Annotated in this window: 10 protein-coding genes and 1 pseudogene; 8 read left to right on the top strand and 3 right to left on the bottom strand. The window is 41.5% G+C overall.

Going from position 1 to position 10865, the window contains the following annotated elements; genetic code table 11:
* Positions 1-108 precede the first annotated feature (108 nt).
* From HT709_RS02150 to HT709_RS02140, 3 genes are all read right to left on the bottom strand, one after another.
* Complete coding sequence (locus HT709_RS02150; RefSeq protein ID WP_000013081.1) at positions 109-561, bottom strand: NUDIX hydrolase; 453 nt, start codon at positions 559-561, stop codon at positions 109-111.
* Positions 562-689: 128 nt separating this feature from the next.
* Positions 690-2948, bottom strand: coding sequence for an ATP-dependent Clp protease ATP-binding subunit (locus tag HT709_RS02145; protein WP_054388249.1), 2259 nt, complete (start codon positions 2946-2948; stop codon positions 690-692).
* A gap of 229 nt (positions 2949-3177) precedes the next feature.
* Positions 3178-3408, bottom strand: a complete 231-nt coding sequence (locus HT709_RS02140) for a DUF1797 family protein (protein WP_000443574.1) — start codon at positions 3406-3408, stop codon at positions 3178-3180.
* A 190-nt stretch (positions 3409-3598) separates the two neighbouring features.
* Between HT709_RS02140 and HT709_RS02135 the strand changes: the two genes are divergently transcribed.
* The 8 genes and pseudogenes from HT709_RS02135 to HT709_RS02100 all read left to right on the top strand — a co-directional run bounded on the left by HT709_RS02135 (position 3599) and on the right by HT709_RS02100 (position 10598).
* Entirely contained in the window at positions 3599-4282 is a 684-nt protein-coding gene (locus HT709_RS02135) for an amino acid ABC transporter permease (RefSeq protein WP_172925469.1), read from the top strand.
* Positions 4282-5016, top strand: coding sequence for an amino acid ABC transporter ATP-binding protein (locus HT709_RS02130; protein ID WP_000136055.1), 735 nt, complete (start codon positions 4282-4284; stop codon positions 5014-5016). Before HT709_RS02135 ends, HT709_RS02130 begins: the two co-directional genes overlap by 1 nt.
* Positions 5017-5169: 153 nt before the next feature.
* A complete protein-coding gene (locus HT709_RS02125) occupies positions 5170-6027 on the top strand; it encodes a bifunctional methylenetetrahydrofolate dehydrogenase/methenyltetrahydrofolate cyclohydrolase (RefSeq protein WP_000192111.1) in 858 nt (285 codons plus the stop codon).
* 140 nt (positions 6028-6167) lie between these two features.
* On the top strand, positions 6168-7040 hold the full coding sequence (locus HT709_RS02120; protein ID WP_000863091.1) for an NAD(P)H-hydrate dehydratase: 873 nt from the start codon (positions 6168-6170) through the stop codon (positions 7038-7040).
* A 281-nt stretch (positions 7041-7321) separates the two neighbouring features.
* The gene (gene rpiA, locus HT709_RS02115) at positions 7322-8005 is read left to right on the top strand and encodes a ribose-5-phosphate isomerase RpiA (RefSeq protein ID WP_000429303.1); all 684 of its coding nucleotides are present in this window, start codon (positions 7322-7324) and stop codon (positions 8003-8005) included.
* 13 nt (positions 8006-8018) lie between these two features.
* Entirely contained in the window at positions 8019-9230 is a 1212-nt protein-coding gene (locus HT709_RS02110; RefSeq protein ID WP_000033102.1) for a phosphopentomutase, read from the top strand.
* A 1-nt stretch (position 9231) separates the two neighbouring features.
* Positions 9232-9773, top strand: a pseudogene (locus HT709_RS02105) (DUF1697 domain-containing protein).
* A gap of 15 nt (positions 9774-9788) precedes the next feature.
* Positions 9789-10598, top strand: coding sequence for a purine-nucleoside phosphorylase (locus HT709_RS02100; RefSeq protein WP_050207878.1), 810 nt, complete (start codon positions 9789-9791; stop codon positions 10596-10598).
* Positions 10599-10865 lie beyond the last annotated feature (267 nt).

Here is a 10865-nt window from a genome sequence, read left to right as displayed (position 1 = left end):
AGGTTGCTCAAAACACAGTTTTGAGGTTGTAGATAAGACTGACGAAGTCAGTGACCATATCTACGGTCAGGCGACGCTGACGTGGTTTGAAGAGATTCTCGAAGAGTATTAGTCAATCTTATGCTGTTTTTTCCAAGATTGGATGGCCCATTTATGGCTACCACGTTTAAGATTTTGGATAGCCTCGTCAATAGGGAACCAGGCAATATGATTAAAATCTTCTAGTGGATTTTGCACTTCTTTGAAAGAAGTCGCTTCATAGAGGTGGGCAGGATTGTAGTAGTAGGTATCACGATGACGAGAGTAGAAGTATTCATCAGCCTGTCCATAATAGGTACCAATTTCAGCTGTGAAACCAAGCTCTTCAATCAATTCACGCTTTAGGGCTTCCTGATGATTTTCACCTACTTCAATTTCGCCACCTGGTAGGAACCAAGCGCCATTAGGTGCTTGAACAAGAACAATTTGTTTTTGTTTAGCGTCAGGGATAACTGCATACACTCCATAGCGTGCAACATAGTCTGTATTTGCTTTTTTTTCTCCGAAAGTTGGGTTTGCCATTGCATTTTCCTCATTATCTAGTATCTTTATTATTATCATAATGGACAAAGGCAGAGCTGTCAAGAACTTATAGTTATTTTAGTAAAAAGAGCAGAAAATTTTCATTTTCTACTCCTTTTCTATAGGATTTATACTTCTTTTTCATAAGTTTTTACTTCAACTTTTTTGGCAGACTTAATTTGAATGTTTCCCTTGCTAGTCAGAACTGCTTTGAGGTCTTTTTCGCTTGGATTTTCAAGGTAGTAGTCAGTGATTGCGTCCTCAATATAGTCTTGAATAGTCCGACGAAGTGGGCGTGCTCCCATTTTTGGATCATAACCTAGGTCAACCAGCTTTTCCTTGACCTTGTCAGTTACATCCAAATGAATGTTGTTGCTAGAGAGGCGCTTGTTAACATCTGCTAGCATGAGCTCGACAATCTGAAGGAGATTATCCTTGCTGAGAGCCTTAAATTCGATAATGCCATCAAAACGGTTCATAAACTCTGGGCTAAAGAAGTTGCCGAGTTCACCGAGAACAGAGTTGGTACGTCCTTCTCTAGTAGCCCCAAATCCAACGTTGGCTTCAGACTTACCTGTACCTGCATTTGAGGTCATGATAATGATGGCATCCTTGAAGCTAACGGTCCGTCCTTGCCCATCTGTCAAACGACCATCGTCCAAGACTTGTAGAAACATGTGCATAACATCTGGGTGAGCTTTTTCCACTTCATCGAGAAGGATGAGAGAATATGGATTGCGGCGAACTTTTTCAGTTAATTGACCAGCCTCATCATAGCCAACATAACCTGGAGGAGCGCCGACCAACTTAGCCACACTGTGTTTTTCCATGTATTCACTCATATCAAAGCGAATCATACTATCAGCAGAACCAAAGAGTTCGATAGCTAATTGTTTGGAAAGTTCTGTCTTACCGACCCCAGTTGGTCCGACAAAGAGGAAGCTTCCAATTGGACGGTTAGGCGTACCAAGACCGACACGATTACGGCGAATAGCCTTAGCAATCTTATCGACTGCATCATCTTGGCCAATAATATGAGACTTGAGATCTTCGGCTAGATGGATGAGTTGAGATTGTTCTTTCTCTTTTAAATCACCAACAGGGATGTTGGTTTTCTGCTCAATAATATGCTCAATGGTTTTTTCACTGATGATTGGAGTATCCTGGTCTGTGACCTTTTTCTTTTGCATTTCCTTATATTTGGCAATCTGGTCACGGAAGTAGGCGGCTTTTTCAAAATCTTCTTCTCGTGTAGCTTGAGACTTGAGATTTTCAGCCTCAATCAAGCGCTGATCAATGACTTTAGGGTCTACAAAATTCAAGGTCAAATTCATCTTAGAACCAGCTTCATCTAGGAGGTCAATGGCCTTGTCAGGTAAGAAGCGATCTTGGATGTAACGATTGGAAAGAGTTGCAGCTGCTTCAATCGAAGCATCGGTATATTGAACGTGGTGGTAGTCTTCGTATTTCTTTTGAATCCCTTTGAGGATAGTGATTGTTTCTTCCACGGTTGGTTCATCAACCTTGACAGGCTGCATACGACGCTCGAGGGCAGCATCCTTTTCAATGATACGGTATTCATTGAGGGTAGTAGCGCCGACCAGTTGCAGTTCTCCACGAGCAAGGGCTGGCTTGAGGATATTTCCTGCGTCCATATTACCATCACTCGCAGAACCAGCACCAACAATTTCATGGATTTCATCGATAAAGAGGATGATGTCTTCACGTTTGCGAATTTCTTCCATGAGTTTTTGCATGCGTTCTTCAAATTGTCCTCGAATCCCCGTTCCTTGAACTAAGCTAACCACATCCAGACGGATGACTTGTTTACCTTGGAGTTTATGTGGCACATCGCCATCGACAATTTTCTGAGCTAGACCTTCGACAACGGCCGTTTTTCCGACACCAGGTTCACCGATAAGGACAGGATTATTCTTGGTTCTACGATTGAGAATCTCGATGACACGGATAATCTCATCGTCGCGCCCAATAACGGGGTCAATGTCTCCACGACGGGCAATTTCAGTTACATTAATACCAAATTCTTCCAGCAGGCCTTTTTCTTGGCTAGGTGGCGGAGTTTGAGTAGATCCACGATTTTGGGAACCATAACCGCCGTTTCCACCGTAACCTCCACCTGATTGGGTTGGGGGAATAGGAGGAGTATTGCTAGAAGGTCTGAAATTGTTTAGATCATTGAAGAAATCACCAAAGGGATCGAAGTCACGATTGTTCAGATCCGTCATACCTTTGAAGAGGCTATTGTTAGGATCTGTTTTGATAATCTTGTAGCAGTTTTGACAGAGGTCAATTTGTTTTTGTTTTCCATTGAGATTGGTGTAAAGATGAATTGTTGAGTCGTTGATTTTACAGTTTTGACAAAGCATACATCTACCTCATTTCTTTCTTTATCCTGATCTGTTTAAAGGTCAAAAATAGTCAAATTCCTATACTCTCATTATAACAGGATTGGGGTGTAAAGCAAGTAAAAAGATTGCAGCTTTGAAAAGTTGTTACAATGAAAATTTTTGTGAATTTGGACTATAAAAAAATCCTATTTGTGAGACAAAAAGGATTTTGGTTAGACATGCAGGGACAATCCCAGCTTGTTTTAGATTAGTAGAGAAGTTCGTAAATCTCCATTGCAATTAAGTCAATGCTATCAAACGTATACGTTTCGCGAGCTTCTACGTCACGAAGGGTAAAGATTGAGCCGTTTTCTTCGTCGTGGCTGTACGCAACTTCTGCAACAACAACTCCTTCACGTTCAAAATTACGTTTTAAATTTCCGCCATCGTTTGCCATTGCTTCAAGGCGGTTGATGATTCTAACCAAATGTGATTCCATTTTGATTCTCCTTCATTTCTTATCGTTACTATTTTACCATAAAGGAGGCCAACTTGACTAGAAAAAAACTAAAATTTCTCGCTAATTCTGCTAGTTTAAAGATTTTTAAATAAATTGGATAAAAGATTTGAATTTTAATTCAATATACGTTATAATCATACAGTATTCTATTTTAGAAAGCAGTGTGACTATGAATTTTTCTTTTTTACCTAAGTATTTACCTTATTTTAACTATGGGGCTGTTGTGACGGTTCTCATTTCTATCTGTGTTGTCTTTTTGGGAACCATTTTGGGGGTTGTCTTGGCTTTTGGGCAACGTTCAAAGTTTAAACCGCTTGTTTGGCTCGCCAACTTGTACGTTTGGATTTTCCGTGGGACACCGATGATGGTTCAGATTATGATTGCCTTTGCTCTTATGCATATCAATGCTCCGACTATTCAGGTTGGAATTTTAGGTGTTGATCTTTCTCGTCTGATTCCAGGGATTTTGATTATCTCTATGAACAGTGGTGCTTATGTTTCTGAGACTGTTCGTGCTGGAATCAATGCAGTTCCAAAAGGTCAGCTAGAGGCGGCTTATTCGCTAGGGATTCGTCCTAAAAATGCGATGCGCTATGTGATTTTGCCACAAGCAATCAAAAATATTTTGCCAGCATTGGGGAACGAATTTATTACCATTATCAAGGATAGCTCCCTCTTATCAGCTATCGGTGTCATGGAGTTGTGGAACGGAGCTACAACAGTTTCTACAACAACCTATCTACCTTTAACACCACTTTTATTTGCAGCATTTTACTACTTGATTATGACCTCTATTCTGACAGTAGCCTTGAAAGCTTTTGAAAAACATATGGGACAAGGAGATAAGAAATAATGACAGAAATCTTGATAAAAATTGAAAATTTACATAAATCTTTTGGAAAGAATGAAGTATTGAAGGGCATCAACCTCGAGATTAAAAGAGGAGAAGTTGTCGTTATCATCGGTCCTTCGGGGAGCGGGAAATCTACCTTGCTTCGCTCTATGAATTTGTTGGAGGAAGCAACCAAGGGGAAGGTTATCTTTGAGGGAGTCGATATTACGGACAAGAAGAATGACCTCTTTGCCATGCGTGAGAAGATGGGCATGGTTTTCCAACAATTTAACCTCTTTCCTAATATGACTGTGATGGAAAATATTACCTTGTCACCTATCAAGACCAAAGGTGAAAGCAAGGCAGTTGCTGAGAAGAGAGCTCAAGAGCTGTTGGAAAAAGTTGGTTTGCCGGATAAGGCAGACGCTTATCCACAGAGTTTGTCAGGTGGGCAGCAGCAACGGATTGCTATCGCGCGTGGGTTGGCTATGGAACCAGATGTTTTACTCTTTGACGAGCCAACTTCAGCCTTGGATCCTGAAATGGTGGGTGAGGTATTGGCTGTTATGCAAGATCTAGCCAAGTCAGGAATGACCATGGTTATCGTAACACATGAGATGGGATTTGCCCGTGAGGTGGCAGATCGTGTCATCTTTATGGCAGACGGTGTGGTTGTTGAAGACGGAATACCTGAACAGATTTTTGAACAAACCCAAGAACAACGGACTAAAGACTTCTTGAGTAAGGTTTTATAATCTATTTTAAAATTTCAAGACAAGATTAGTGAAAAGCTCAACCAGAGATTTTTCTTATAGTTTGAAACTATAGGATAGCCTAGGAAATAAGTGTTAGGGGGTGCAGGCAGTTTTTGCTATAATGGAAGATATTTGAAAGAAAAGAGAAGTGATATGACACAGATCATTGATGGGAAAGCTTTAGCGGTCAAATTGCAGGGGCAATTGGCTGAAAAGACTGCAAAATTAAAGGAAGAAACAGGTCTAGTACCTGGTTTGGTAGTGATTTTGGTTGGGGATAATCCAGCCAGCCAAGTCTACGTTCGCAACAAGGAGAGGTCAGCTCTTGCGGCTGGTTTCCGTAGCGAAGTAGTGCGAGTTCCAGAGACCATTGCTCAAGAGGAATTGTTAGACCTGATTGCTAAATATAATCAGGATCCAGCTTGGCATGGGATTTTGGTCCAGTTGCCATTACCAAAACACATTGATGAAGAGGCGGTTCTATTGTCTATTGATCCAGAAAAGGATGTGGATGGGTTCCATCCCTTAAACATGGGGCGTCTCTGGTCTGGTCATCCAGTCATGATTCCTTCGACACCTGCAGGAATTATGGAAATGTTTCATGAATATGGGATTGAATTAGAAGGTAAAAATGCGGTCGTCATCGGTCGTTCAAACATTGTTGGAAAACCCATGGCCCAGCTTCTTTTAGCCAAAAATGCAACAGTAACCTTGACCCATTCACGCACCCATAATCTTGCCAAGGTGGCTGCTAAAGCAGATATTCTTGTAGTCGCAATCGGTCGTGCTAAGTTTGTGACTGCTGACTTTGTCAAACCAGGTGCGGTTGTCATTGATGTCGGTATGAACCGCGATGAAAATGGGAAGCTCTGTGGAGATGTTGACTATGAGGCAGTTGCCCCACTTGCTAGCCACATCACACCAGTTCCTGGAGGTGTAGGCCCTATGACCATTACCATGCTAATGGAGCAAACTTATCAGGCAGCACTTCGGACATTGGATAGAAAATAAGAGAAAAATCGCTGAAGAGAGTGTATTTTCTATAGCTATATCTGAAATGGCAGAAATGAGTATTAAATTTTAGATATAAGATTACAAAAGGAGGTCTGCGCCTCCTTTTTGTTGTATAATAAAAGCGAGAGGAAAAAACGATGAAAGTGATTGATCAAACTTTACTAGAAAAAGTTATTATTGAACGTTCTCGTACAAGTCATAAAGGAGACCATGGTCGTCTGCTGCTGCTTGGTGGCACTTATCCTTATGGAGGTGCTATCATTATGGCTGCACTAGCTGCTGTTAAGAGTGGTGCAGGATTGGTGACCGTTGGAACGGACAGGGAAAATATTCCAGCTCTGCACAGCCATTTACCTGAGGCTATGGCATTTTCTCTTCAAGACAAGCAATTGTTAAAAGAGCAGTTGGAGAAGGCAGAAGTTGTCTTGCTGGGACCTGGTTTAGGAGACGATGCTTTTGGAGAAGATCTAGTCAAACAGGTCTTTGCTAGCTTAAAACAGAATCAGATTTTGATTGTAGATGGTGGTGCCCTGACCATTCTTGCTAGGACAAGTTTGTCGTTTCCGTCTAACCAGCTTATCCTAACTCCCCACCAAAAAGAATGGGAAAAGCTGTCTGGTATTGCTATTGAAAAGCAAAAGGAAGATGCAACAGCTAGTGCCCTGACTTCATTTCCTCAAGGAACAATTTTGGTGGAGAAAGGTCCGGCTACTCGTATTTGGCAAGCTAGCCAATCTGATTATTACCAGTTACAGGTCGGCGGTCCCTATCAGGCGACTGGGGGGATGGGAGATACTCTTGCTGGAATGATTGCAGGATTTGCAGGCCAATTCCGACAGGCCAGTCTCTACGAATGTGTGACGGTAGCGACCCATCTTCATTCAGCTATTGCCCAAGAACTAGCTCAAGAACAGTATGTGGTTTTGCCAACGGAGATTAGTAATTGTATTCCTAAAGTAATGAAAATTATTTGTCAACAAGAGAGGGTAAGCAAAGATAAACTTGTTTAAAATAGATAGATAAACCCACTTCCTTCTCTTAATTTATGATTCTTGAAATGCGCCTGCTTTAATGCTAAACTAGACGTATCAAAGTTAAGGTCTTGTTTTTGGAACTGGAAAGAGATGAACAAAGCAAATACATAAAAGATAAATTCATTTTTATTCGTTTTATAAAAATAAAATGCATGTTTTCAAAGAAAGATTGATAAAAAATGTAAATTTGATCTTTTTACTTGAATAAAAAGCGATTTCATAGTAGAATAAGAACTGAGAATGATGGAGGTAAATCGGTGGAAAATCTGAAGAAAATGGCAGGTATCAAGGCTGCTGAGTTCGTGAGCGATGGAATGGTCGTTGGACTTGGAACAGGCTCGACTGCCTATTATTTTGTAGAAGAAATCGGTCGTCGTATCAAGGAAGAAGGATTGCAGATTACAGCTGTAACAACTTCTAGTGTGACCACTAAACAGGCAGAAGGCCTTAATATCCCGCTCAAGTCTATTGACCAAGTAGACTTTGTCGATGTGACGGTTGATGGCGCGGATGAAGTGGATAGTCAGTTTAATGGAATTAAAGGCGGTGGTGGTGCCCTTCTCATGGAAAAGGTGGTCGCAACACCATCAAAAGAATACATTTGGGTGGTGGATGAAAGCAAGCTGGTCGAAAAACTAGGTGCTTTTAAATTGCCAGTAGAAGTGGTTCAGTATGGCGCAGAACAAGTCTTTCGTCGTTTTGAGCGAGCTGGCTACAAACCAAGTTTCCGTGAAAAAGACGGCCAACGTTTTGTGACGGATATGCAGAATTTTATCATTGACCTCGCCTTGGATGTCATTGAAAATCCAATTGCTTTTGGACAAGAATTGGACCATGTCGTTGGTGTTGTGGAGCATGGTTTATTCAACCAAATGGTGGATAAGGTAATCGTTGCTGGACGAGATGGAGTTCAGATTTCAACTTCAAAAAAAGGAAAATAGAAGGGGGCATAAGATGTCTAAATTTAATCGTATTCATTTGGTGGTACTGGATTCTGTAGGAATCGGTGCAGCACCAGATGCTAATAACTTTGTCAATGCAGGGGTTCCAGATGGAGCTTCTGACACACTGGGACACATTTCAAAAACAGTTGGTTTGAATGTCCCAAACATGGCTAAAATAGGTCTTGGAAATATTCCTCGTGAAACTCCTCTTAAGACTGTAGCAGCTGAAAGCAATCCAACTGGATATGCAACAAAATTAGAGGAAGTATCTCTTGGTAAGGATACTATGACTGGACACTGGGAAATCATGGGACTCAACATTACTGAGCCTTTCGATACTTTCTGGAACGGATTCCCAGAAGAAATCCTGACAAAAATCGAAGAATTCTCAGGACGCAAGGTTATTCGTGAAGCCAACAAACCTTATTCAGGAACGGCTGTTATCGATGATTTTGGACCACGTCAGATGGAAACTGGAGAGTTGATTATCTATACTTCAGCTGACCCTGTTTTGCAGATTGCTGCCCACGAAGACATTATTCCTTTGGATGAATTGTACCGTATCTGTGAATACGCTCGTTCGATTACCCTTGAGCGTCCTGCCCTTCTTGGTCGCATCATTGCTCGCCCTTATGTAGGTGAACCAGGTAACTTCACTCGTACGGCAAACCGTCGTGACTTGGCTGTATCTCCATTTTCCCCAACTGTTTTGGATAAATTGAATGAGGCTGGTATCGATACTTATGCTGTGGGTAAAATCAACGATATCTTTAACGGTGCTGGTATCAACCATGACATGGGTCACAACAAGTCAAATAGTCATGGAATTGATACACTATTGAAGACTATGGGACTTGCTGAGTTTGAAAAAGGATTCTCATTCACAAACCTAGTTGACTTTGATGCCCTTTACGGCCATCGTCGTAATGCTCACGGTTACCGTGATTGTTTGCATGAGTTTGATGAACGCTTACCTGAAATTATCGCAGCTATGAGAGAGAATGACCTTCTCTTGATTACTGCGGACCATGGAAATGACCCAACGTATGCAGGAACGGATCACACTCGGGAATATATTCCATTGTTGGCCTATAGCCCTGCCTTTAAAGGAAATGGTCTCATTCCAGTAGGACATTTTGCAGATATTTCAGCGACTGTTGCCGATAACTTTGGTGTGGAAACTGCTATGATTGGGGAAAGTTTCTTAGATAAATTGGTATAAGATGACGCGCTATGCTTTGCTGGTGAGAGGTATCAATGTTGGTGGTAAGAATAAGGTCGTCATGGCGGAGCTTCGTCAAGAATTGACAAACTTGGGACTGGAAAAGGTTGAGAGCTACATCAATAGTGGCAATATTTTCTTTACTTCGATAGATTCCAAAGCCCAATTGGTTGAAAAGCTAGAGACTTTCTTTGCAGTCCATTATCCATTTATTCAGAGCTTTTCTTTACTGAGTCTAGAGGACTTTGAGGCGGAACTTGAAAATCTACCAGCTTGGTGGAACAGAGACTTGGCACGAAAAGATTTTCTCTTTTACACTGAGGGTTTGGATGTGGACCAAGTCATCGCGACAGTTGAAAGTTTAGAGCTGAAAGATGAAGTGCTTTATTTTGGAAAACTTGGGATTTTCTGGGGAAATTTTCTGAAGAAACCTACTCTAAAACTGCCTATCACAAGGATCTGCTCAAGATGCCTTTCTATCGCCACATTACCATTCGCAATGCTAAAACTTTTGAAAAAATCGGTCAAATGCTAAAAAAATAATAAAGGAGACACACAATGACATTTTTAAACAAAATCCATGAAACAGCTGCTTTCCTGAAAGACAAGGGAATTCAAGCGCCTGAGTTCGGTCTAATCCTTGGATCAGGACTGGGAGAACTGGCAGAAGAAATCGAAAATCCAGTTGCAGTAGACTATGCTGAGATTCCAAACTGGGGCCGCTCTACAGTAGTCGGTCACGCTGGTAAATTAGTATATGGTGACCTTGCAGGTCGCAAGGTCTTGGCTCTTCAAGGTCGTTTCCATTTTTACGAAGGAAATCCTCTGGAGGTCGTGACTTTCCCAGTACGTGTCATGAAAGTTCTTGGATGTGAAGGTGTCATTGTAACCAATGCAGCTGGTGGTATTGGATATGGTCCTGGTACTTTGATGGCTATCTCAGACCATATCAACATGACGGGGCAAAATCCATTGATGGGTGAAAACTTGGATGACTTTGGTCCACGTTTCCCAGATATGTCTAAGGCCTACACTCCAGAATACCGTGCTACTGCCCATGAAGTTGCTAAAAAACTTGATATCAAGCTTGATGAAGGTGTCTATATCGGTGTTACTGGTCCAACTTATGAAACACCAGCAGAAATCCGTGCCTATAAGACACTGGGAGCAGATGCAGTTGGTATGTCTACGGTTCCTGAAGTTATCGTGGCAGCCCACTCTGGCTTGAAAGTTCTGGGAATTTCATGTATCACTAACTTTGCGGCTGGTTTCCAAGAAGAACTCAATCACGAAGAAGTTGTAGAAGTGACTGAAGGTGTCAAAGGTGATTTCAAAGGTTTGCTTAAAGCGATTCTTGCAGAATTGTAAGAAAAAAGATTTAAAAGGGGGAATACCTCTACCTTTTCATGATTGACTGGCTATTCGGAACAAAGAAGAAACATAGGTAGACTATGGGTTTCTTCCTACTCTTGTAACTGAAAGAGTCTGATAGTTAGCATTGTGAAAGACAAGAATCTAGGATGCTGGAATTAGCTTCCTAGCCAAGCAGACTAGTATGATAAGAAGAGATAAGAATGAATTTATACTCAATGAAAATCAAAGAGCAAACTAGGAAGTTAGCCGCAGGTTGCTCAA

This window comes from Streptococcus sp. 1343, assembly GCF_013277355.1.
Classification (GTDB): domain Bacteria; phylum Bacillota; class Bacilli; order Lactobacillales; family Streptococcaceae; genus Streptococcus; species Streptococcus pseudopneumoniae.
Note: the sequence above shows the minus strand (reverse complement) of the source record. Positions and strands in the feature narration are given on the sequence as shown.